Source organism: Nonomuraea sp. NPDC048901, from assembly GCF_040649695.1.
Taxonomy (GTDB): Bacteria; Actinomycetota; Actinomycetes; order Streptosporangiales; family Streptosporangiaceae; genus Nonomuraea.
In genome coordinates this window covers 275,055-297,367 of sequence record NZ_JBEZFW010000004.1, presented here as the reverse complement: position 1 = coordinate 297,367, position 22,313 = coordinate 275,055, and the positions used below count along the sequence as shown (strand labels likewise).

Genomic DNA, 22,313 nt, shown 5'->3' with positions numbered 1-22,313 from the left:
CGCAGCGTATGCGCGCGTTTATCGTTCGGAGCCTGGCGAAAGCGAACCAACAAACTGGGGGCTCCATGTCGGCGCGTTTACGACTGGCCGTGGTGACCATTCTCGCCGTCACATGGATCGGCGGAGGAGGCGCGAACGGAGCCGAGGCGGGGGTGAAAGTCGACGGCCTCCAGGAGGACATCGCGACGGCCGTCTACGCGGTCAATCGATTCTGGTCAGATCACTGGTCGGATTACTTACCCGGCAGATATTCGCCGCCCCGCGTCCTGGGCTCCTACGACGGGCGCAGCCCGAACCGGCCCGCGTGCTCGGGATACAAGATGCTGCCCTACAACGCCTCCTACTGCACGACCCAGCATTTCATCGCCTGGGACATCAACCTGATGAGGATGAGCTACAGCTACGGCGACGGGCTGGTGTACCAGGTCATCTCACATGAATGGAGCCACTCCATCCAGAATCGTATGCCGCCCAGATATCTGGTGCCGCAGATCGAACTGCAGGCGGACTGCATGGGAGGGGCGGCACTCGCGGGGGCGTCGAGGGACGGCACACTCACGTGGGAGCGGGGCGACAACCGAGAGATCGCGGCGACGCTGCGGGGGCTGTCGGGTGACACGCCGTGGACGAACCCGCGCGATCACGGCAGCGCCACCGAACGGATCAACGCCTTCAACACCGGCGTCCGGTACGGCGTCAGGGCGTGCCTGGCCTAGCTTGTCCGCGGAACGACGCTTGTCCGCGGAGCGACGCTCGCCTGCAGATCGACCTGGTGCTCGCCCCCGACGAGCACGCAGTAGTGCAGCACTTTGGTGACTACTTTGGTGACCATGTCCGCGCGACCCCTGTCCAGCCAGACGTATCCGGCCTGGGCCATCGCTCGCAGGGCGGGGTCGTCGGACGAGGCGACATGGTTGATGAGCCCGGCCGCCAGCACGTAGTAGCGCTGGTCGGTGTTGAGCGCGTCGCGCACTCCCGGGCTGGCGAACATGCGTAATGCGTTGCGGCAGGCGTCGAGCTGCGGAACCGAGCCTGGCTTGATCGGCTGGTCGGCCGCCTCCATGACCGCCCGCTGCCAGGTCATGCGCGCCGCGGGGATGGCCCCGACGGTCAGCCGCCAGTTCAGCAGGGCGCCGTAGACGCCGACCGCCAGGGCGAACGTGATCACGATCGTCGCGCTCGCCACGACCGGGCGGTTGACGCTCCGACGCGGTTCGGGGACGGGCGGTCGCCTCCGGGCTCTGATGAGGCTGCCGCACCCGGCGAGCAGAAGACCGGGGTAGATCGCGTACATGTACGTGAGCGTGGCGTAGTTTCCGATCGTCACCTGGAGCGGCGCGCCCTGCGCGAAGCAGGCGCCCGCCCGCTCCCACCCGCATTCGGCCACGGCGACATGGCCGAGGATCACCAGGGCCATCGGAACGGCCGCCGTCAGGAGCATGATCCCCGCGTGAGCCACGGCCCACGTTCCCGAGCCGCGGCCGCCGACCAGGATCCCGGCCGCCAGCGCGGCCAGCGCCAGCAGGCCCACGGCCACGCCCATGGTCACGTAGACGGCCTCGAGGAACTGTCCCGTACCCCTCTGCCTGCTGGCCGCGATGAGCATGGGCTGCAGCGCGAAACCGCCGACCGCCATGAGGCAGCAGGCCACGGCGAACGGCAGGGATGCCCGTACGAGGTGGGCGGGCAGGCGCTGGAGCGGGACCGGCGCGGCGTCGTCGAGATGGAGCCGCAGACCGCTCCCCGGTGCCGGCCGCGCTCGCGTCCCGGCCGCCACAAGGTAGGCGCAGGCCAGCGCGATGGTGAGCACCAGTGGGGTGTATCTGACCATCGTCACCAGCGTCACCACCAGCAGGTCCCACGTGACACCGGCCTGTACGACGGTGGCGATGCCATAGAACCAGAAACCCAGCCACGGGCCGATCACCACCGCCGACACCGCCACGGCCGCCAGGGTGATCGTCCGGGGGTGGGTGGAGCCGGCCAGCCAGGCCGAGGAGCAGGCCTTGGCCCAGGAGAGGAAGGCCCGGATGATCAGCAGGAGCACGAGACAGTAGGTGAGTCCGATCAGCGGGTTCACGAAGGCGAGGGTCCAGATCCACACCTCCGCGCGGATCATGGCCGCGTACTGGCCGGCGATGACGCCCACCGTGAAGCCGGCCGAGGCCCACCACAGACTCATCCGCGAACCGTGTCCCGCGAACCGCCCGGTGCTCGCCCTCCAGACGGCCACGACAAGGACGCCTGAGATGAGCAGCCCGAACATGAGCCCGGGCATGAAGTAGCGGGCGTCGATCACCCCCTCGGTGTCGAGCTGGGAATAGGAGTGGTAGACGGGTGCGAAACCCAGGCCCGCCAGCGACCCCGCGCTGAACATCTCCCACTGGTCCAGGCGCAGGAGCCTGCCCGGCTCGTTCAGTACGTCCAGGCGATACCGCCGGGCGGGATGGCTGCTGAAGAAGCGCAGCGGCCCCGGGTAGCGGCGGTTCGACGAGGCGGTCTCGATCGCCGCGGCCATCGTCTCCTGCCGTTCGGCGGTGTCGCCCGCCCTGACGTCCGCGTGGTGCTCGCGGGCGCGAAGCACCGCGGTCCTGGCCAGCCACAGCACCAGGGTCATCACCGTCAGCCTGGCGCACTGCGTAAGCAGGTCGCCGGGAACCCAGATCGCCGTGGCGACCAGCGCGGGCACGCAGGCCGTCAACAGGAACGACCACCAGATCGCCACCGTGAAGTGCGCGATACCGACGTCGCGGTTGCGAATATGCGCCAGTTCGTGCCGCAGGACCGCCTCGGTAATGGCGGGCGTCGTCGCGTGCGCGAGGACCAGCCCCATGCTCAGCACCACCATGTGGCGTCGCGGCAGGCCGAGCGCGCGCCCGGTGACTTCTCCCCTTCCCGGATCCACCAGCAACCGGACGTTCCTGCCGGGAGCCTCCTCCTCGGCGATGGAGGTGAACCTGCGTACCAGGTCCGCGTGGGCTTCGCCGCTACTCACCTCCGCGAGGGCCATGAGTCCGCGGCGGAAGGCCCACAGCGGGTGAAACGCGTAGAGCAGCAGGGCGCACAGCGCGGGCACGACGAGCGACCCGATCGGCAGGAGCGCCTCGGCCGCCGTCACTCCCGCGGTGCACTCGCCGTACCGGTCCACGAGCAGGGTCGGTTCGACCGAGCGTGCGCCGGAACGCAGCGATGACAGGCACTCCGCGTGCCGTACGTGCTCGGGCAGATAGGCGACGCGCAGCCGGAGCTCGAACAGGAACAGGGCAAGGTAGAGAGAGCAGGCGATCGTCGCGGTGATCAGGATGAGGAACCGGGACGTCGTCGACGACGGCAGCGTGAAGGGGTTAAGCCTGCGGCCTGACACCATCTCGCCCGCCGCGGTCACCTCTCGCCCGACAAGTGGCCGAAGGTCGCCTGTCGCAGGCGGAGGGCGGTCGCCTTGTCCACGCCCAGCGCGAGTGCGATCTCCTCGACCGCCTGCGCGGTCTCCTTCACTTGAGCGGGGTCGAGAACGGGAACGACGGCCTCAGAGCCGGCGATCGGCGCGGGGCGCGAAGGGAAGAGCTTGTTCCACACGCTCTTGGAGACCTGTTTCGAGGTACGTTCGACGGCCTGCGTGAGCGTGTTGGTCGCCGCGCCGGTCAGGACGGTCAGGACGATGGGCGTCAGGAGTGTCACGGCGTCCGCGAGCGAGAACCCGAGAAGGTCGTCACCGCCGCCGCGGAAGGCTCGCCGAGGGTTTCTCCGGGTGGCCCGGGCGATCGCCGGAAAGTATTCCGCCTCTTTGGGGGCGGCCTCGGCGACAATGGCGCGAGCGATGTCGTCGAAGCGCCGAACGGACCCGTTCTCCGATTCCAACGCCATATCTGTCCTTACCGAATGAATGGCTAGAGTCACCGCATGCTAACTTCCGTTCCGACAGGAACACCAGAAAGAAAAGTTCCGGCCGCCGTGATACGTGTTGCGCGTCAAGCCCAAAAGTGATTCCGATCCGGGCGGAAATGATGCGCCGTGTCCGGCTGGCACTACCGATCTTTATGTGCTCGGGCAGTCGAACGCGCCCTTGGGCCCCCAGGTGGTCCTGAGGTCGTTGGTGTCGCGCTGCCCGCACTCCATGACGACGGATGGTCCCGTAGGAGTCGCGCGGAGCATCAGAAACCGCTTCTGGAGAGGCGCGGGAGCCGCGGTCGCCCACGGATCCTTGGCGAAACGGATGATCCCTGTCGCGCCCCGAAGCCCGGACTCTCCTCCGATGCGGTAGCGGAAATGGCTGGCCACCGATCCCCTCCCGCAGCCGGCCGGCCCGTTCTCCCGGCACACGGTGTTGATTCCCGACACCATGGTGACGAGGCCGTCATAGGCGATCGGTCCCCGCCAGTTGTCGTACCAGGGATCATTGGTGGTCTTGTACAGGTCCAGGTAACGGTGGGCGTAGTCATCCCCGGCGCTGTTGGGCGGGCTGCTCGGCAGCGCGTGCGCGGAGTAGAAGAGCGTCACGCCGGCGAAGTCGGTGGGAAATCGCTCCTTGAGGACGGCCGTGGTCGAGAGGTCGCCACCGCTGACCACAGTGAACGACGCGGGGCAGGCGGCGCTGTCCTTGGCCGCGACGAGAAAGTCCCGCAGGCGCTCCGCCCTGCCGGACCAGAAGACCACGGTGCGGTCGTCGGCGCTTTGAGTCAGTCGCGCGCACGCCTTTTCGAGCAACTCCGAGTCGCTGGTCACGAACGTGCCCGCGGGATGGACGGACGTCGCCGATCCCGGCGGTGGGAACCAGATGACGTGCGCATTGTCTACGGGGAACTCGGTCACGAGGTCCTCTCCGAGCCGGAGGCTGTAGTTGTCAGTGGGGTCGCCGATGACCAGTGCTTTGTCAGCAGGGACACAGCGGCCGGATTCGCCTGCCCGGATGATGTTGGCCTGCCGAGCGAACGCCGCGAACATGCGCGCCTGGTACGGGTTGTCGAAGGAGATCTGATGGTAAAGCGGATGGGCCTGCATATCTTCGGAGGTGGCGCCCATGCCGAGGATGGGCAGCCCGCCGTCGCCGAGGGTCTTCAGAGCCTCGAGTGTCTGCTGTCTGCTCTCGCCAAGCCCGATGACACCGAGGACGGTCTCGGTTGACTGCCGCACCACCTGCTGAGCGATCTGAGGCGCTTGGGCATAGTCTTTGCCGGCCTCCCGGATGTCGACGATGGCGAAGACGTTGCCCGAGAGCTGATCCTTCGTTCGCGGATTGCCCTCGGCGAGTTCGTTCATCTTCCGTTGCGCCAGTCGGATGCCGTGCAGTTCGGGGATCACGCCGTTGTAGGCGACTCCGGCGTCGAAGGCGCCCGCGACACCGGAGCCCAGGTAGACGATCCTCTTGATCGTGTATCTCATGTCGGGGTTCTTACTGGCCAGGCCCCTGACTCGGGTGTTCTCGTCGTCGATCGCCTGCTTGTCGGCGTTGTAGAGACGGGTCGCCTCCTGAGAGGAGAGCAGGCCGACCGGCGTGGCCGCCGTCGCCGCATCTCCAGCGGTCTCGCCGAGACAGGTCTCATCCCTGGACCAGGGCCAGAACTGGAAAAGCCGCGCGGCGCCGAAATAGCCACCGACGGTGGGGATCACGATCTGCAGGACAGCGACGACGACAACCAGGGCGGAGCTTCTCAGCCGCACCGGAATCTTGTACGCGCCGGCGAGCTGCTCCGCGGTGGCACCCGCCGCTATGTCCCTCGTCGTCACCTGAAGCTCGGTGTCTCCGTGCAGGATGAGACGGAGCGTGGCCTCGGCGAGATTCGGCGCACCCGCGGCCTGACCGGATCGAGCGAAAATCACGGTGATGTGTCGCGCTTTGGTGTCCTCTATCGCCTGCCGAATGAGGTCAGCGAGCTCGTCGCCGTTCTTGATGAACAGCATGAATCCGCTCTGCCGGCGTCGCCGCCAGGGAGACAGACGCGGGGTGAACGCCGCGTCCAGATCGCACAGGAGCGCGCGGAGAAGCACGCCTTCCTTCTTCTGCTCGTCGCTGCCGCGCATGATGGTCGCGGCCTGCTCGAAAAAATCCTCGTGGCTTCCCCCGGCGAATTTCGCGAACCAGTTGCGGCGCATGCGACGACGCCATGCCCCGCCGAACCGCAGCTGTTCGAACCAGCCCGCGAACACGATGACGAAGCCGACCAACCGGATCCACCAAAGAACCGGATCAGGCGCGCCCGGAAGTTGAATGAATCGGCACAGGAAAGGATGGAGCTTTCTGAAGGCACAATCCTGCGGATCCATTCCGGCGAAGGCATCCGACTCGAGCGCCCTGAAGACGTTGTATTGGGGGAAGCGAAGCGTGCCCCACCCCCTCGGGGCTGTCAGCCCTGTCGCGATCTGCCGCGCCACACGGGCCCGCTCATCCACCACCGCGTGCGGCACCAGCGGCGTCTTGCCGAGTCGCAGCCGGTTTGTCAGGGCATCGATGAGCAAAGTGGCCGAACCGCCCGCAGTTCCCTCATGAATTCTTATGAGCAGGCGGCTCCGCCACTTCCTGCGGCGAAGCACCTTTGCGAAGACGGCTTTGGCGAAGTCGTCGAAGATCTGCTCCCGGCTGGTCATGTAGAGAAGTATTTTCCGGCAAGCGTCTGTGGCGGGTAAGAGAGGTCAAGCTGCAACACAGATGTAACGGGCACGGCCGCTTCAAGATCGGCCCGTACTAGTGAACCTATAACAGCAAAGGCGACCCTCCGCTCGAATCGCTGCGATTACCCGAAATTTCTCCAGAAGTCACATGCCCGGCTTCGGCTGCGAGCGGCCATCATCTGGGCCCGCCAGGCGCGGCGGAACAGGTCGCCCTGGTCCCAACCCAGTCATACAGGGGTGAAAATTTCACTGACCGGCCGAGTCAGTGCGGGTATCCGACCACATGAGGCGTTTGCCGACCGTTGGGGGCGCCTTTTTCCGGTGACCGAGATTGACAGCTCAGGCTGGCTTCCAGAAACTCGTTGGGAGCGCTCCCAATGTCCTTCTAGCGGGCCATGTCGTGACACGGCATCGCGGCCGCCCCTCCGCCGGGCCGGCTGCCGACATGCCATGAACCCGCTTCTCGATCTCTTTCTGAAGGGATGCGCCATGGAGCTTCTGGCCAAGAATCAGGGGCTGGTCCTGGCCCTGTACCGGTTCGTGGTGGGTCTGCTGTTCGCCTGCCACGGCGCCGCGACCCTCTTCAACGTGCTGGGCGGGCCGCATGGCCCGGCACCCGGCTTCGGGCAGTGGCCCGGGTGGTGGGCCGCGGTCATCGAACTGGCCGGCGGGATCTTCGTCCTGCTCGGGCTGGGCACCCGTATCGCCGCCATCGTCTGCTCCGGCACCATGGCGTACGCCTACTTCGTGGTCCACCAGCCCCAGGCGCTGTTCCCGATCCAGAACGGCGGCGAACAGGCCGCCCTCTTCTGCTGGTCGTTCCTGATCATCGCCGTCTTCGGGCCCGGACGCTGGGCACTGGCCACGCTGCTGCCTTCGCGAACTCTGGAGTACGACAGCGGCAGATGACCGCCCGCCGATCCCTGAGCAGCCCCGGATGGCTCCCAAAACTACCAACAAGAACCTTCGCGTCTTGATGACCGGACTGCTCGCCAGCACTGTATCGGCTTTCACCTCCGCTGATCAGGAGAGGTCGCACGTCTGCCGACTCAGGGCCGTGCATGCCCAACTGAGCGCGGCGGAGGCCGCCATCGTTGGGGGGATGCGGTCTGCGGGCGTGTAGCTGAGCCACTGGTCGATGAGCCGGCTCAGGCACTCGGGTACGAGCGGGTTGTAGCGGTCAACGGGTTCGGGCCGGGTTCCGGCCCGCATCAGGTGGTGCACCTGCAGCGGATCGGTGCCGGCGTCGGTTTCGCGTCGCAGCGGGGCCAGGCCGGTCAGCAGCCAGTAGGCCAGGGCACCGACGCCGTACAGATCGGACAGACTGCTGGGGGCGGCGTCGGTGACGCCGAGTTGCTCGGGGCTGGCGAACCATTTGGTGCCGCCGGGCAGGGCCGTCGACACGCTTTTGCCGGCCTGGTGCAGTTGTGACACTCCCCAGTCGATGATCTTGATGGTGGCGGGGCCGTCCAGGACGATGTTCTGCGGCTTGATGTCGAGGTGGATGATGTCGCTCAGGGCGGCGGCCTGCAACCCGGCCAGCACCTGGCCCAGGATCCGCAGGCTCCACCCCAGGGAGACGTCGGCGCCTGGCCTGCCGTGGAGGTGGAGGTTGAGGCTGCCTGGCTGGTAGAGGGGCGAGATGAGGTAGACCGCCTGGGAGATCGCGGCGGCGCTCGGCCGTCGCCTCAACGGGAAGGCAAGGGCGTGGCCCGGCGGTCGTCCTGGTGGCAGCGGCGGCGAGAACAGACATGTGGCGACGACGTCTCAGCGTGCTGCCGCGCGGCTGAACCCGGCCCTGCCTCGGCCCGGGGTGCCGTACATCGGGAAGCTGTGGTCCAGGCCGGTGAGGCGCAGCACTCTGGCCAGGTGCGGGCGGGGGGCGGCCAGGCCGAGGACGATGTCCAACTCGTCGCACAGGCGGACGACGGTGGCGGTGGCGGGGACGAGCCACAGACCTGTCCCGATGCGGGGATGGAGGGCCGTCATGAGGTGCTCCGATCCTGTAGGCGAAGACCGGCCGTCTGGTGCCAGCCGGTGAGCTGGAACAGGCGTCGCAGCTGCGGGGAGGGCGAGCGCAACGTCAGAGCATGGCCGTCGCGCATACCGGCGGCGGCGGCGACCAGGGCGCGCAGTCCGCCGACGTCGCAGAACACCAGGCCGCCCAGGTCGACGCAGAAGCCGCCGCCGCCCGCCAACGCGGCCAGTGCCCCGGTCAGGGCCGGTAGGGTGGCGTGGTCGAGCTCACCTTCGATCCGCAGGCCCACGGGATCGACCAGCGGCGTGATGCGCAAGAGCCGATCGGCGAGCGTGTCAGGGGTGCGTGCGCCGAGTGTGTCCGCGGTGTTCATGCTGGCTCCTACGGGCGGGGAGTGCGGGATAAGGTGGCCGCGGGTGTGAGGCGGTCATGAACACGTTGCGGAGGGGCGGCGTGAGCGGAGCCGTCTGGTGCGATGGTCTGATCATCTGGCGGGCTCGACCAGGTGGAAAGCGGCAATCCGCACAAGGCTTATCATCAGCCGTGATCATCGGGGCGGATCGCGGTCGGAGCTCAAGGACGGCATGGTGAATGGCGTTGACTGCTAAACCTCCGCTGCCGCCGGATCAGAACGACGGCGTGGACCAGGCTCTGACCGACGTCTTGATGGCGATCGATACCGCTTCGCGCGCCCTCGCCTTTCAGCACGCGACGCGCATGGCCTGTCGTGGTGACCGGCAGCGGCTGGCCGCCTGTCTGGAGACGATGACGCCTGGTCGGCTCGCCGAGGTGGCCGCCGCCGCCCGATTGCTGAGCGCCGCGGCCGAGCAGGCGCTCGCCAGGAGGAACCCGTAGCGCTCGGGCAGTGTCCCGCCAAGACGTGTGATCAGGAGGCGTGGTCGCCGGGGCGGGGAAAGTGTTCGCCGGTCAGCGGTTCTGACGGCGTCGCCGGCTGGCCAGACGCCGGAGTTGGGTGATGCGAGCGGTGCCGAGCACAAGAGTGAGCAGGATCCCGCTGAGCATGGCGATCAGCATCGCGACCGCGAGCGGCAGCGTGCCGTGCAGGCCGAGGAAGGACACCTGCGTGGCGGTGGTGTTCTGCAGCATGAACACGATGAAGGCGACGGACACGAGCGTGGCGACCCACACACCCGCCCAGGCCACGCTGGTACGGGTGACGGGCACCGGCCTGGAGTTCTCGGCGCTTGAGCCCGGGCCCGCGGGGCGCTCGTCCGGCGCCGGTAAGCTCTCGCCTTGAGGCACATCGGCTTCAGCCGTCTCAGCAGATGGCCCGGATCTGGTGCGGAAGCGGTGCAGGATGTCCATGACAACCCTTTCGGTGAGCCGGCCTGGCAGGCACCTCTAATGCGGCGGGATGTCGTCGTTTCCGGATACCTCGAATCTACGTCACTCACCCGGCACGCCAAGCGGGCGCTCACCAGAGCGGCCGGCCAGGCGGTCAACGCCGCCAGGCCCCGTTCCGGGCCTTCGGTCATGCGGGATGTGAATCCCGGGTGCCCGGGACGCCGGCAGCTCCTTTGCCGCCCGCTCGATATTTGAAGGCCGGCATAAAAAATGCCCGCGCCATGACGCGAGAATATTCTCGCACGCCACAGCACAGGCTGAGCTTTCCGCGATGTTCAGTTGATGATCAGCTCTTGTCGCGAATCACATCGTAGTTGGAGAACTCGATCGGGCCCTCGCACAGTTTGGCCATGTGCGCGTTGAACCGGTCGGTTTCCGGCAGCTTGCTGTTGTTCTGGGCCTCCTCGTAGGAGGAGAACTCCACGATGGCCACGTAGTGATCGGGTCGATCGCGGCGCTTCGCCACGACCTCGCGCTTTACATAGTGCTTGCCCTTGGCCTGCGTCCGCCACTCGTTCATGAGCGACTCGACTTCGCCGGCACGCTTGGTATCGAATTCTAGAATCTGTACGAAGCTCATAAGAGCCTCCCTTTTCTTTGGCTTGCATTCCTCATTCAATACCCATTTGCAATAAATAGCAAGGGAAATTTCGCACAACTGAGCGAATTCCACTCTCGGCATAAGATGGCAGGAGGTTTCGCGCCGCTGAATTCTCCGGCCGATTTCGCTGTCCGGCGGGCCTCGAAGTCGCGATCCGGCAGGTCAAGCCGATCCGGTGGCCTCTGGAAAGATCTCTCCGCCCCTGGCAGGGCGGACATGGCGCGGCCGACGTGCTCGCAGGTGGCTATCGCCGCAGCTGATGAGGCGAGCTGGGATTGCGTGTTTCCGCCGGACGGCTGAGCACCTTGACTGGTAAGTGACCAGCTGGCGCACCTTGCGTCGCTGTCACCGTGAGGGGGTCGCGATGACCCTGGACGCACAGGGCATGGACGCGACCGACCGTGCAGGCCTGAACGGTCAGGCGCCCCGCTGCGATCACATCGACCAGCTTCCCACCGTGCGGTATGGACCGCCCGAATGCAAGGAATGCCTGGCCCTCGGCCAGACCTGGACACGCCTGCTGGTGTGCCTGACCTGCGGCTGGGTGGCCTGTTCCGACGATTCGCAGGGCGGTCACGCCAAGGCCCACTACCGGGAGACCGACCATCCGGTGGCCGCCACTCTGGGGCCCAGGTCGACCTGGCGCTGGTGCTACGTGCACCGGCGGACGGTATAGATGAGGAGAAAGCTACTTCATGACTGTTTCCGAACGACCGGTTGCCGAACGACCGGTTTCCGAACGAGCGGTTTCTGAACGACCGGTGAAACGTCGGCAGGACTACGACGGCACCTCGCCGTTCCCCGGGGCCGGAGAGCACGTGCCGGCCGGGCGGGCGCAGACGGCGCTGACCGCGTCGATCGTGATCGCGCCGTTCGCCGCGCTCGGCGCGGTGATCTACCTGGCGTGGGGGCAGGGGGTCGCGCTCACCGACCTGATTCTGGCCGCGGGCTTCTACGTGGTGACCGGGCTCGGGGTGACGGTCGGCTTCCACCGGCTGCTCACCCATGGCTCGTTCGCCGCCCGGCCATGGCTGCGCGTGACGCTGGCGGTCGCCGGGTCGATGGGCTTCCAGGGCAACGTGATCGACTGGGTGGCGGTGCACCGCCGCCATCACGCCTTCACCGACCGACCGGGCGATCCCCATTCGCCCTACCGGTACGGGACCGGCCTGCGCGGGCAGCTTCGGGGGCTTGCCCACGCCCATCTGGGCTGGCTGTTCGCCGACGATCAGACTCCGGCCGAGCGTTACGCCCCGGACCTGCTGGCCGATCCTGCCATGACCCGGGTGGCCCGCGCCTTCCCCGCGCTGTGCGTGGTGTCGCTGGCACTGCCGTTCCTGGCGGGTTGGGCGATCACCGGCACCCTGTACGGCGGCCTGACCGCCTTCCTGTGGGCCGGGCTGATCCGCATCGCGTTGCTGCAGCACGTCACCTGGAGCGTCAACTCGCTGTGCCACCTCATCGGCAGCCGGCCGTTCAAGACCCGCAACCACGACCGGGCGACGAACCTGTGGCCGCTGGCCCTGCTGTCGTTCGGCGAGAGCTGGCACAACGGCCATCACAGCGAGCCGACCTGCGCCCGTCACGGTCTCGACCGGGGCCAGATCGACCTGTCCAGCGGGGTGATCCGCCTGTTCGAGCGGCTGGGCTGGGCAAGCGACGTGCACTGGCCCGACCCCGAACGCCTCCGGCACCGCCGTACCGGCCCGCTCTCACCGGCCGGGGACTGACCGATTCCCCGTCAATTCCGCTGCCGCGGATCCTCGTGTGGCTCTCCCTTACCGTGATCCTCACCGTTCTGGCCACGACCACGATCCCGGATACGCCCAGCGCTCATCGGTTCCGGTGATAACCGGCGCCGCCATTGCTCGTTTCCCCCCATCAGGCCGGGACGGACACTGGGACTCCAAGCCGCCTGACCACGGCACAGCAGTGAAGGAAGATCACGATGAGTCTGCGTTGGGAAATCAGCAACAAGGTCCAGGTCCTCAAGGGCTGGGTCAGGCAACTCTTCGGCCGCCTCACCGGCGACCGGCGCCAGCAGATCGCGGGCAAGAGCGATCAGGTCGCAGGCAATCTGAAGCAGGCGGGCGGAAAGATCTGGGACGCCTTCAAACGCTGACCCTCCGCTTCGACAACCGCTCGGCGGCTACGGAGTCGAGGTCGGACGCCGGCGAGCTCCGCGATGACCCCGTCCGCCCCCGTGCAAGCACGAAGATGGAGGTAGAACCGATGCGCGTAGCATCAGGAGCGCTGATCCTTTGGCTGATCGTCGGTGCCGTCGCCGCAGGCCAGCGCAACTACTACACGGGGCCGGTGGAGAACTGCAATCAGGTGGCCACTATCGCGGTGACGATCCTGGCCGGCCCCCTCAACTACTTCGGCATGAAGCCGCAGATCGCCTGCCAAACACCTCAGCCCAGCAAGTAGGGCCCGGCTCACCTCCAGAAGTTCACCCGCCCACGAGGAACCTAGAGTGGGAGACGACAGTCCGCATCGGCGCCGCCTGAGCAGAGAGGGTGGCGGGCATGGAATTACGGCAGTTGCGCTATTTCGTGACGCTGGCCGAAGAGCTGCATTTCGGCCGCGCGGCCGCCCGCGAGCACATCGTGCAGTCGGCACTGAGTCAGCAGATCCAGCGGCTCGAACGTGAGCTGGACGTGCGACTGCTGGACCGCAGCACCCACCACGTCGACCTGACCCCGGCTGGCGCCGCCTTCCTCGTCGAAGCGCGCCAGATTCTCGATCACGTCAGCCGAGCCACGCAGGTCGCGCGCACCGCCGCCGCCTCGGCGCCCACGCTGCGCGTCGGCATCATCGACGCCGGCTACGACACCATGCCGCAGATCCTGCGCGAGCTCCAGCGCAACCATCCCGGCATCACGATCCACCAGGTCGAGGCAGGCACCCCAGAGCAGTACCGGCAACTGGCCGACGGCCGCCTGGACATCGCCATCGGACACGGCTCCCAGACCCCGGCCGAGGTGACCTCCAAGCTCATCAGGCTCGATCCGCTCGGCGTGCTGGTACCCGACGACCACCGCTTCGCCGACCTCGACGGCGTGCCCGTCGCCGCCCTCGCCGACGAGCTGCTACTGCTCGGCGAGGAATCGCAGACGCCGGAGCTCAATCAGTTCGTCCTCGCGCTGTGCCGCTCGGCCGGGTTGACGCCCACCCTTTACGAGGGCACCGTCGAAAGCTCCCGGGCCGCCGCCGACCTCGTACTCCAGCATCGCTGCGTGCACTGTGTCCCTTCCTCGTTCCGCTCCTCCAACCGGCCGGGCACCACCTGGCGGCCTCTGGCCGACCCCGCGACGCACTACCCCTGGTCCCTGCTGTGGCACGACGCCAACCCTTCTCCGTATATCGCCACCGTCATCGACATCGCCCGGGGGCTGGCCGAACGGCTCGACTGGCTGGAGCCCGTCGCCCTGGCCGCCGAGCCGGCGTCCGGCGAAGGTGCTCCGGCAGCCACCAGCCGCCGCAGCGATGATCTGTTGTGACGCGCCGGGCTCAACGCTGGTCGCGCCGCACCATCCTTTTCTCCCTGGTGATCGGTCCTGGAGATGAATCCTTCACAGATCGCCGGTTTCTGTCCCTTACGCAGGGTGTTGGCTGGAAGTGAACAAGTTCGACGATCGGTGCCGCCAATCATGCGGTGACCGGCCACCTGCTTCGACCGGTCCGGAAGACCGATCCCGCGCAGACATCGACGCACCACCACAGGGAGTTCGGTCATGGGCATCATCGCTTGGATCATCCTCGGACTGGTCGCCGGATTGCTGGCCAGAATGCTGGTCCCCGGCAAAGACCAGCAAGGCTTGATCATCACCCTCGTACTCGGCGTCGCCGGCGCGCTGCTCGGCGGTTTCGTGGCCACCAAGGTGTTCCACGTCTCGGGCATCCAGGGCTTCTTCAACCTGTCCACCTGGGTCTGCGCCATCGTCGGCGCGGCAGTCCTGCTGCTCGTCTACAACCTGATCACTGACCGGCGCCGCACTGGCCGTCGTTCGGGCCGCTGGGCCGGCCGCCGATGACCCGCCCAGCACGCCCATCACCCATTCCCCGTGCTCACACGCCTGCCGCAGCGGGGGTGACCGCCCAAGCGCGCAGGCCGAGGATGTCCACGGGGGTGGCCGGGCCACGAGCCCGCAGGGCCTGGTAAGGCGATCTCAGCGAAACAGCGGCCAGGTGCAATGCAGCACAATCCAGGCATGGATCTTGCCGCCCTGGCCGCCGTCATCGGCCCGCCGCCCCCTGCCGCCTTTCCCGTCGACTGGCCCGGCGTTGAACAGTGGCTCGGTCTCCGGCTTCCCGACGACTACAAACAGTTCGCGGACAGGTACGGGCCCGTGCTGGTCGGGGAGTGGATCTGGGTCGTGGTGCCCCATCACTCCGACCGCGGCGGCTCTTACCGGCAACTCGACCAGCGGCAAGGGCTGCAACGCGCCATCCGTGCCGCCGACCCGCCGTCGCACCCGTACGCCTTTCATCCCGAACCGGGCGGGCTCCTGGTGTGGGGTGAGTCGCGCGGAAGCGAGTACTACTTCTGGGACACCTCGGTCTCCACCGATCCGAACGACTGGCCGACCAGGGTCTTCACCCAGCATTGGCCGAATGAGACGTGGCGGCTGGTGGACGCACCCATGACGGAGGTGCTCGCCGCGCGAGTGAGCGGCAGTCTGGATCTGGGAGAGGCCCTGCCCGCGGTGTCGCCTCCGTACGCCTGGAAATTCGCCCCGCTCGTGCTTGAGGACGTGCCGGAGAGTGCCTCCTTCCCGGGGGTGCCGCTCGCTCTCGAGGTCGCTGGGCCGGCGGCGAGGGTCCAGGCGGCCACGGGCGTGCCCGAGGACTATGCCGCGCTTGTCGGCGAGTACGGCGTGGGGAGGCTGGCCGGCGTGCTGCGGCTGCTCGGTCCCGGGGCGCCGGAGGGCTTCGACGTGGATGCGGAGGAGGCCGTGGTGAGCGAGCGGTTGCGCTCGCGGCGGGCCGCGGGCAAGCGGGTGGTCCCGTCACCGATCGCGCCCGAGCCGGCCGGGTTGCGATTGTGGGGAGTGTTCGACGGAGGTGAGACGTGCTGGTGGCTTCCGGTCAGCGGCGAGCCGGACGAGTGGCCGGTGGTGCTGCTGGACGCCGACGGCCTGGGATGGCAGCGGCTACCGTACGGCGTCTCGGGGTTTCTCGACCGGTGGCTGGACGGGCGGCTGGACCTGCCCGTGCTGTCGCTGTCGGCGGTGCCGCGTCCGCGCGTACTGTTCCCGCCGGGCGTCGACCCCGCCACGTCCGTAGAGGAAGGACCGCGAGACGCGCTGGCGCAGTTGGCGACGATCATCGGGGACCCGCGGACCGGCGGCCACACCTACGACTGGCCGGCGATCGAGCGGTCGCTCGGGTTGCGGCTGCCGAGCGACTACAAGCGGTTGTTCGAGGCGTACGGGACGATCGGCATTAACGGCATCACGATCGGGCAGCCGGAGGACCTCCAGCAGCAGCACGAAGAGCAAGTCGAATATCTCAGCTGGGAGGAAGACGAGGCGATGCCCGTGCATCCCGCGCCAGCAGGGCTGCTGTGGTGCGCGAACACCGAAGGCCGCGACACCGTCTGGTGGGACACCAGCGATCCAGACCCCGACCGGTGGACGATGGTCTGGGACGTCGAATTCGACCGGCACACCTTCCCCGGCACCCTGACCGAGCTGGTGATCGCCGACCTGACCGGCAGGCTGGCCGAATCGCTCACCGGACTGGATCCGTCAGCTGACGGGCCCATGATGTGGTTCTGAGGGGCGAGGACGGATCACCACACGTCGAAAGCGTTCCCCTACGACGGCTGATCGGCCGACATACCAACCACCCGGCCCACGGGACGTTCCGCGGTGGATGGCGACGGTGGTCGCCTGTGCAGCAGAAGTGCGGTCAGGCCGCCCGCGACCAAACCCCAGAACGCCGCGCCGATGCCCAGGATCGTCATCCCCGATGCGGTGACCACGAAAGTGACCACCGCGGCCTCCCGTCCCTCCGGCTCGGTCACCGCGCCGGCCAGCGACGAGCCGAGCGCCGGCAGCAACGCGAGGCCGGCCACCGCGATGACCAGCACGGGTGGGGACAGCAGCACCAGGGCCATGGCCAGGCCGGCGCCGAGGCCGAGCGTCAGCTGCCCGGCGCCGAGGGCCACCGTTGCGATCCACCGGCGGCCGGGGTCAGGGTGGGTGTCCGGGCCGGCGGTCAGCGCCGCGGTGATCGCGGCCAGGTTGATGGCGTGACCGCCGAACGGCGCCGCCGCCGCGCTCGCCAGGCCGGTCGCGACGAGGACCGGGCGCAGGGGCGGCTCGTACCCGTATGTCGCCATGACCGCCATACCGGGGACGTTCTGCGCGGCCATGGTGACGAGAAACAGCGGGATGGCGATGCTCACCACTACGGACAGGTTCAGCGTCGGGGCAGTCAGCTCGACCACGGGCCGCAGGGACGCGCCGGACAGGCCGTTGCCGGGCCCGTGCACCGCGATGGCGATGACCGCAACGACGAGCGCGCCCGGAACGGCCCACTGCCGCAGGTACCGCAGTAACACCGCCCAGGCCAGGACGACGGGCACGGCCAGCAGCGGGATGTCGACGATGGCGCGGACTGGCGCGGTGCACAGGCTGAGGATGACGCCCGCCAGCATGGCACCGGCGATCGGACGCGGGATGGCGGCGATCGCCCGGGCCAGCCAGGGCGACAGGCCGGCGAGGACGATGAGCCCGGCGCAGACGATGAACGCGCCGACCGCGGCCGGGAAGCCGCCGGGCACGGGACCGGTCGCCACCAGCAGCGCCGCGCCGGGGGTGGACCAGGCGATGCTGATCGGCATGCGGTACCGCAGCCCGAGGACGACCGCCACCGCCCCGATGCCGCAGCATAGAGCGAGCAGCCCGGACGCGGCCTGCCCCGGCGTCGCCCCGACGGCACGCAGTCCGGCGAGCACGACGGTGAACGAACTGGCGTAGCCCACCACCGCACTGACCAGTCCCGCCATGACGGCCTGCACCCGCACGCCCATCCCCCGCTCCATCGTTCCGTTTACGGAACGAACCATAGCCACGTGGCCCGAGCGGGACAAGTCCGGCAGAGGAATGCAAGGATTGCCGGGTGGACGGCCGTGACACGGAAATCGGGAGCCGGTTGCGGCGATTGCGGGAGGCCCGCGGCATCTCCCTGTCGGCACTGGCCCGCAGCGCCGGCATCGGCAAGGCCACCCTGTCCGGTCTGGAACTGGGCACCCGCAACCCGACGCTGGAGACGCTCTACGCGGTGGCGGGAGCCTTGGGCGTACCGCTGACGGCCCTGGTTCTGGAGCCCGGCGCACCGCCCGCGGAGGCCGTCCACGTACCCGGCGCCGCCGTAACGGCCACGCTGCTGGAGGTCTTCGAGGAGCCGAGCGCGACGTTCGAGTTGCTGCGCATGCGCGTCCGCCCCGGCGTCGTACAGCACTCGCCACCCCACGCCCCCGGCGTGACCGAACACGTAACGGTCTACGCGGGCGTGCTGCGCGCCGGCCCGGCCGACGTCCCCCTGCTGGCCGCCCCGGGTGAGCACATCTCCTGGCAGGCCGATGTCCCACACATCTACTGCGCCGTCGGCCCAGACGAGGTGCTGGCCACCCTGCTGATCCGCTCCCCCCGACAGACCTGAGCCATCGAATCACCCCGTATGAAGGGGGACTCGCGAAGCGGCATCCGCCCCGTCGCCGGGTCAGGGCAGCACCACGCGCCGGTTCTCCGGGATCAGGGCCGCCACCACACATGTCACGCTCACCACCACCGACGCGGCGAACAGCGGCAGCGCCGTGCCGGCGGCCGCGGCCACGGCAGGCCCCAGCATCAGCCCCACGGGCTGCGCCGACAGGGACAGCACGAGCTCGTAGGCGGTGATACGGGCAAGGGCGCGTGCCGGCACCAGGGCCTGCACCGCGTTGTCCCAGATCGGGTCCATCAGGCCGAGCAGGGTTAGCGCCGACGCGTAGGCGACGATCACCAACGGCGCCGACGCCCGCGCGGCCAGCAGGATGAGCGGTACGGCGTAACAGGCCAGCCCGAGGTTGCCCATCAGGATCGGCCTGCGTACGCTCACCCGTCCGGCCAGCAGCGACCCGAGCAGCAGACCAGCGCCTCCCGCCTGAACCAGGACGATCCAGACGCCCTGACCGCCCAGCGAGCCGGCGACGACGACAGGGCCGACAGTGAGCAGCACGCCCGAGGCGAAGTTCCAGGCCGCGTGGGCTACCAGGGTGGTCCAGTACCACCGGCGCGCCCGCACTTCCGCCCATCCCTCCCGTGCCTCCGTCCATCCCTCCCTCAACTCCGGCCGGCCCATCCTGCTGGGCACCCGTGCCGGCCTGGCTCGCACCATGGCGAGCAGAACCGCACTGACGGCGAATCCCACGGCGTCGAGGGCGAACACCGCCGACGGACCGAGCGTCAGCGTCAGGATTCCCGCCAGGCCGGGGCCTGACAGCAGAGCCACGCTTCTGGCGGTGCCCAGCAGGGCGTTGGCCCGCTGCCGCCGCTCCTTCGGCACCAGCTGGACCATCAGAGGCCAGCCGGCGGGCAGCGCACAGCCTGCCGCCCCGCCCGCGATGAACTGCAGGACAGCGATCAGCGGGAATTGGGGCGATCCGCTCAGCAGCGTGGCGCCGATGCCGGCCTGCGTCCCCACGCGCAGGAGGTCGGCGGCGACGGCGACCCGCTTGGGATCGAGGCGATCGGCCAGGACGCCGCCGCCGGGCAGGACCAGGATCTTGGCCAGCAGCCCGCAGCCGAGCACGAGGCCGAGAGCGGTGGACTGGCCATCGTGGCCTACGATGGCCAGCGTCAGAGCCGCAGGCCCCATGAAGTCGCTCATGGCCGAGATCGTCTGCGATGTGAACAACAGCGCAAAACCCTTGTGCGGGCCTGCGCTCATGCCGGGCAGAAGGCGGAATTGCCGACCAGCCACGCGGCCAGCCGCCCGATCTCCTCCTCGTCCGGCACGTCGCAGGCCGCTCCGGCGGGCAGGGACGCCGCCTCCCGCAGCCACTCACCGACCGTGGCGGGAAAGCGGATGGCCTTGCCATGGGTTGCGACGATCACCTCGTGGCCGTCGCGGCACCACAAGATACGCGCGTGCGTGGCCGAGCGCACCCTGGAGGAGGGCGTGGCGGCGGACCGTACGGGTTCGGCGCCGGTGATTCCGTGCGCGGAGGCGACGGCGAGTGCGGTGTCCCGGTCCGTCCGCCTGCCCAGGTACGCCGAGAAGGCGGCCAGCCACGCGGGCGACACCTCACCCGCCGGGGAGACCTCCAGTGGGAAAGCGCGCTCGGCGGCGTCGTAGGAGGACATGAAGCTCGAGATGTTGACGGCGAAGGCCAGGCCGTGGGTCTCGCCGACGTGCCAGACCCCGTTGTCCCACAGGAACGCCTGTCCCGCCGCCGCGGTGAGGGAGGCTCGTACATCCTCCTCCTGGCCGCCCAGCGAGCTGAGGTATTCCTCCTCGGTGCCCTGGAAGGGGCCGTCGTTGACCATCCGCCCGGCGTCCTCGGGGATCCACGCCTGCCCCGTCCAGAAGTGCATGGACTTGGCGCCGGCCAGGACGAGATGCCGGTTGGAGCAGTACTCCCGGTGGATGCCGCCCGGAGTGCGCTGGTAGTCGCCGCAGAAGAACTCGACGTCAGAGCCATGGCGGGGCAGGAGGTCCGCGCCGGGCAGGCCGCGAACCGCCGACAGGACGATCTCGTAGAAGGACCGGTCGCAGGAGACGATGTCCCGTACGTAGAGCAGGATCGGGGTGTCCGGCGAGCGCGAGGCGCGGACGCGGGAGAACCACCGGCGGAAGTCCTCGCTGCCGTCCGTGCGGGGCATCAGCTCCGGCGCCGGGTCGGGTTCGCCGTCGACGAGGACCCATGCGCGCCTGGTCACCCTGCCGTCGAGCTGCGCTTGGATGACACGCAGCCCTGCGTTCCAGACGACCTGCGGAGTCAGGGACGAGCACGTCCAGCCGGACAGGGCGAAGGCCGCGTCCGGCGCCGGCGGAGCTTCAAGGGAGATCATCGGCAGGTTCATGGTGGTGGCTTCCTGGATGCGCGGCGCTCTGAGCGCGAAGAAGGTACTGATCGGTGAGGGTCAGCGAGGGATCCGGCGGCGGGGTGCTCAGGTGGTCGTGCAGGAACGCGACCTGGGCCGCGACGAACGCCGGCCCCCTGTCGGCGATGTTCCGGCGGACCTGAGCCAGTGCTGAGGTGCGGAAGAACCGGGTGTGCGTGGCCGGGCCGCCCTTCAGGTGGGTGGCGGAGGCCAGGTGGGTGAAGTAGGGGATGTCCTGGTCCCGCAGGGCGGCCATCTCGCCGGGCACCAGGCGGTCGTATCTGCTGACGGTTCCGACGCGCAGATGGCGGCTCAGTTCGGCGTCGGCGGCCGGCCAGGAACGGGCGGCCGCCGGCTGCTGGATGAGCCGCAGCAGCCGTGCGTAGTAGGCGGTCTCGCGGATGATCTGCCGTCCCTGGTGCGCGGCCACCCGATCCCAGAACTCCGTGGCGGCCAGCACATGCGCGCGACGGGCCCGGCAGAGGGCGAACACCGTGTCGAAGCCCTTCACGAGTTCCCGCAAGTAGCAGTCGGCGGTCTGGAAGCGCCCGTCGAGGACGGGCAGGTTGAGCGGCGGGGAGTGGGTGATCCGCCGGAAACCGACCTCCATCGCGTCGCTGCCCCGATTTACGGCGAACGGAGTCAGCGTGGAGAGCCGGTCGGAGCCCATCACCTGGTACGCCGAGAAGCTGCCGCGGCCAGGCGTCCGCGGATCCGAAGGCTGTACGAGGCCGGTGTCCACGACGGACTCCAGCGTGCCGGTGGGATTGCGCCAGGAGTAGTTCTGCAGCATGGTCTCGGTGTCGACGAGGACGGGATGCTCCCCGGCCGCGATGAGGTTCTCGAAGTGCCCGTCGGTGAAGTTCAGCAGGCAGCAGGCGGCCAGGAGCACTCCGCATCTGGTCCAGTAGCGGCGCACTTCGGCGGCCGTCGCGCAAGGGGCGAACGCGACCTCCTGCATCCACCCGTGTGCAGACCCCTCGACCATCCGGGGACGCGACGGCCGCATCTCCTTCGGTACGCCGAGCAGGCCCAGAAAGTCGTGGAACAGCGCCGACGAGCCCTGCGGGACGGGTTTGTAATAGACGCGCCCGCCATCGCGCAGCTCAAAGCGCAGGACCTGCCCGCCGCCCGCGTGCCGGTCCCCGCCCACCAGGGCGATGCCCACCGCGGGGCCTGTCAACGCCGGCATGGCGGCCCGTAGCGCCGGCAGGTCGGCCGCCAGACGGCGCACGGCGAGCGCGACACTGCTGGCGGTGGAGTCGGCGATGACGTCGAGTGCGGCCGAGACCACGGGGTAATCGCGGGCGAGCCGCTCGGCTGACAGTTGTCCGTCCTCCCAGAAGGACCGGTACCGTTCCTGCGGCGTGCCGCCGCGCAGGCCGCCGCGGACGGCGGCCCACCCCAGCTCCTCGACCACGACGGGCAGGACCGCCTGATCGAGCTGCAGGCGCAACGAGGAGCTGACGGCTGCGACGCAGCGTGTGACATCGACAGGTCCGGGCAGGGCAGGCGACGTCGCCAGGGCCTTACGGAGCCGCTTCAGAGCCTGGGCGAGGGGGCGCGCGTACAACGGGAGGTAGTCACCGCCCGTTCCATCGTGTCTCGCGCTGTCCGCCACACCGGGAGCGCCGGGCAATGCGCCCGTGCGCCCCGGCGGCTG

The 22,313-nt window shown here is 68.6% G+C and carries 23 protein-coding genes; 11 read left to right on the top strand and 12 right to left on the bottom strand.

Going from position 1 to position 22,313, the window contains the following annotated elements; genetic code table 11:
• Positions 1 to 65 precede the first annotated feature (65 nt).
• A complete protein-coding gene (locus AB0C30_RS15185) occupies positions 66 to 716 on the top strand; it encodes a hypothetical protein (protein WP_357943597.1) in 651 nt (216 codons plus the stop codon).
• Here AB0C30_RS15185 and AB0C30_RS15180 read toward each other — a convergent pair.
• The 3 genes from AB0C30_RS15180 to AB0C30_RS15170 all read right to left on the bottom strand — a co-directional run bounded on the left by AB0C30_RS15180 (position 713) and on the right by AB0C30_RS15170 (position 6,582).
• Complete coding sequence (locus AB0C30_RS15180) at positions 713 to 3,385, bottom strand: M48 family metalloprotease (RefSeq protein ID WP_357943595.1); 2,673 nt, start codon at positions 3,383 to 3,385, stop codon at positions 713 to 715. The two genes, AB0C30_RS15185 and AB0C30_RS15180, sit on opposite strands and share 4 nt — an antisense overlap.
• The gene (locus tag AB0C30_RS15175) at positions 3,382 to 3,864 is read right to left on the bottom strand and encodes a hypothetical protein (RefSeq protein ID WP_357943593.1); all 483 of its coding nucleotides are present in this window, start codon (positions 3,862 to 3,864) and stop codon (positions 3,382 to 3,384) included. Before AB0C30_RS15175 ends, AB0C30_RS15180 begins: the two co-directional genes overlap by 4 nt.
• A gap of 171 nt (positions 3,865 to 4,035) precedes the next feature.
• On the bottom strand, positions 4,036 to 6,582 hold the full coding sequence (locus AB0C30_RS15170; RefSeq protein WP_357943591.1) for a hypothetical protein: 2,547 nt from the start codon (positions 6,580 to 6,582) through the stop codon (positions 4,036 to 4,038).
• Between the two features lie 513 nt (positions 6,583 to 7,095).
• Here AB0C30_RS15170 and AB0C30_RS15165 point away from each other — a divergent pair.
• Positions 7,096 to 7,515, top strand: a complete 420-nt coding sequence (locus AB0C30_RS15165; protein WP_357943589.1) for a DoxX family protein — start codon at positions 7,096 to 7,098, stop codon at positions 7,513 to 7,515.
• Between the two features lie 114 nt (positions 7,516 to 7,629).
• Here AB0C30_RS15165 and AB0C30_RS15160 read toward each other — a convergent pair whose 3' ends face one another.
• The 3 genes from AB0C30_RS15160 to AB0C30_RS15150 form a co-directional block, all read right to left on the bottom strand.
• Complete coding sequence (locus AB0C30_RS15160; RefSeq protein WP_357943587.1) at positions 7,630 to 8,298, bottom strand: protein kinase; 669 nt, start codon at positions 8,296 to 8,298, stop codon at positions 7,630 to 7,632.
• A 75-nt stretch (positions 8,299 to 8,373) separates the two neighbouring features.
• Positions 8,374 to 8,595 (bottom strand): hypothetical protein, encoded by a 222-nt coding sequence (locus AB0C30_RS15155; protein ID WP_357943585.1) that lies wholly within the window; start codon positions 8,593 to 8,595, stop codon positions 8,374 to 8,376.
• Complete coding sequence (locus tag AB0C30_RS15150; RefSeq protein ID WP_357943583.1) at positions 8,592 to 8,957, bottom strand: STAS domain-containing protein; 366 nt, start codon at positions 8,955 to 8,957, stop codon at positions 8,592 to 8,594. Before AB0C30_RS15150 ends, AB0C30_RS15155 begins: the two co-directional genes overlap by 4 nt.
• Positions 8,958 to 9,181: 224 nt before the next feature.
• Between AB0C30_RS15150 and AB0C30_RS15145 the strand changes: the two genes are divergently transcribed.
• Entirely contained in the window at positions 9,182 to 9,439 is a 258-nt protein-coding gene (locus AB0C30_RS15145; RefSeq protein WP_357943581.1) for a hypothetical protein, read from the top strand.
• A gap of 72 nt (positions 9,440 to 9,511) precedes the next feature.
• Here the strand turns inward: AB0C30_RS15145 and AB0C30_RS15140 are convergent, their stop codons facing one another.
• Together AB0C30_RS15140 and AB0C30_RS15135 are read right to left on the bottom strand one after the other, a co-directional pair.
• The gene (locus AB0C30_RS15140) at positions 9,512 to 9,769 is read right to left on the bottom strand and encodes a lipopolysaccharide assembly protein LapA domain-containing protein (RefSeq protein ID WP_225301272.1); all 258 of its coding nucleotides are present in this window, start codon (positions 9,767 to 9,769) and stop codon (positions 9,512 to 9,514) included.
• A 466-nt stretch (positions 9,770 to 10,235) separates the two neighbouring features.
• Positions 10,236 to 10,529 carry a hypothetical protein gene (locus AB0C30_RS15135; protein WP_357943579.1) on the bottom strand — a complete coding sequence of 98 codons (294 nt, stop codon included), beginning with the start codon at positions 10,527 to 10,529 and terminating at the stop codon, positions 10,236 to 10,238.
• A 385-nt stretch (positions 10,530 to 10,914) separates the two neighbouring features.
• On the opposite strand from AB0C30_RS15135, the gene AB0C30_RS15130 reads away from it, so the two are divergent.
• The 7 genes from AB0C30_RS15130 (at position 10,915) to AB0C30_RS15100 (ending at position 16,333) form a co-directional block, all read left to right on the top strand.
• Positions 10,915 to 11,226 carry a UBP-type zinc finger domain-containing protein gene (locus AB0C30_RS15130; RefSeq protein WP_357943577.1) on the top strand — a complete coding sequence of 104 codons (312 nt, stop codon included), beginning with the start codon at positions 10,915 to 10,917 and terminating at the stop codon, positions 11,224 to 11,226.
• An 85-nt stretch (positions 11,227 to 11,311) separates the two neighbouring features.
• A complete protein-coding gene (locus AB0C30_RS15125; RefSeq protein ID WP_357943575.1) occupies positions 11,312 to 12,280 on the top strand; it encodes an acyl-CoA desaturase in 969 nt (322 codons plus the stop codon).
• Between the two features lie 218 nt (positions 12,281 to 12,498).
• Positions 12,499 to 12,672, top strand: coding sequence for a CsbD family protein (locus AB0C30_RS15120; protein WP_225301276.1), 174 nt, complete (start codon positions 12,499 to 12,501; stop codon positions 12,670 to 12,672).
• Positions 12,673 to 12,782: 110 nt separating this feature from the next.
• Positions 12,783 to 12,980 carry a hypothetical protein gene (locus tag AB0C30_RS15115; protein WP_357943573.1) on the top strand — a complete coding sequence of 66 codons (198 nt, stop codon included), beginning with the start codon at positions 12,783 to 12,785 and terminating at the stop codon, positions 12,978 to 12,980.
• Positions 12,981 to 13,078: 98 nt separating this feature from the next.
• Entirely contained in the window at positions 13,079 to 14,053 is a 975-nt protein-coding gene (locus AB0C30_RS15110; protein ID WP_357943571.1) for a LysR substrate-binding domain-containing protein, read from the top strand.
• 234 nt (positions 14,054 to 14,287) lie between these two features.
• Positions 14,288 to 14,587: a GlsB/YeaQ/YmgE family stress response membrane protein gene (locus AB0C30_RS15105; RefSeq protein WP_357943569.1), complete on the top strand. Its 300-nt coding sequence runs from the start codon at positions 14,288 to 14,290 to the stop codon at positions 14,585 to 14,587.
• Positions 14,588 to 14,764: 177 nt separating this feature from the next.
• Complete coding sequence (locus tag AB0C30_RS15100; protein WP_357943567.1) at positions 14,765 to 16,333, top strand: SMI1/KNR4 family protein; 1,569 nt, start codon at positions 14,765 to 14,767, stop codon at positions 16,331 to 16,333.
• A 38-nt stretch (positions 16,334 to 16,371) separates the two neighbouring features.
• Here AB0C30_RS15100 and AB0C30_RS15095 read toward each other — a convergent pair whose 3' ends face one another.
• Positions 16,372 to 17,592 carry a benzoate/H(+) symporter BenE family transporter gene (locus AB0C30_RS15095; protein WP_357943565.1) on the bottom strand — a complete coding sequence of 407 codons (1,221 nt, stop codon included), beginning with the start codon at positions 17,590 to 17,592 and terminating at the stop codon, positions 16,372 to 16,374.
• Positions 17,593 to 17,681: 89 nt separating this feature from the next.
• On the opposite strand from AB0C30_RS15095, the gene AB0C30_RS15090 reads away from it, so the two are divergent.
• Positions 17,682 to 18,224, top strand: a complete 543-nt coding sequence (locus AB0C30_RS15090) for an XRE family transcriptional regulator (RefSeq protein WP_357943563.1) — start codon at positions 17,682 to 17,684, stop codon at positions 18,222 to 18,224.
• A gap of 60 nt (positions 18,225 to 18,284) precedes the next feature.
• On the opposite strand, the gene AB0C30_RS15085 is transcribed toward AB0C30_RS15090, so the two are convergent.
• The 3 genes from AB0C30_RS15085 to AB0C30_RS15075 are packed head-to-tail and all read right to left on the bottom strand — an operon-like array spanning position 18,285 to position 22,106.
• Positions 18,285 to 19,493, bottom strand: coding sequence for an MFS transporter (locus AB0C30_RS15085; protein WP_357943562.1), 1,209 nt, complete (start codon positions 19,491 to 19,493; stop codon positions 18,285 to 18,287).
• Entirely contained in the window at positions 19,490 to 20,617 is a 1,128-nt protein-coding gene (locus AB0C30_RS15080) for a hypothetical protein (RefSeq protein ID WP_357943560.1), read from the bottom strand. Before AB0C30_RS15080 ends, AB0C30_RS15085 begins: the two co-directional genes overlap by 4 nt.
• On the bottom strand, positions 20,604 to 22,106 hold the full coding sequence (locus AB0C30_RS15075) for a DUF4135 domain-containing protein (RefSeq protein WP_357943558.1): 1,503 nt from the start codon (positions 22,104 to 22,106) through the stop codon (positions 20,604 to 20,606). The genes AB0C30_RS15080 and AB0C30_RS15075 overlap by 14 nt, the downstream gene beginning before the upstream one ends.
• Between the last annotated feature and the right edge of the window lie 207 nt (positions 22,107 to 22,313).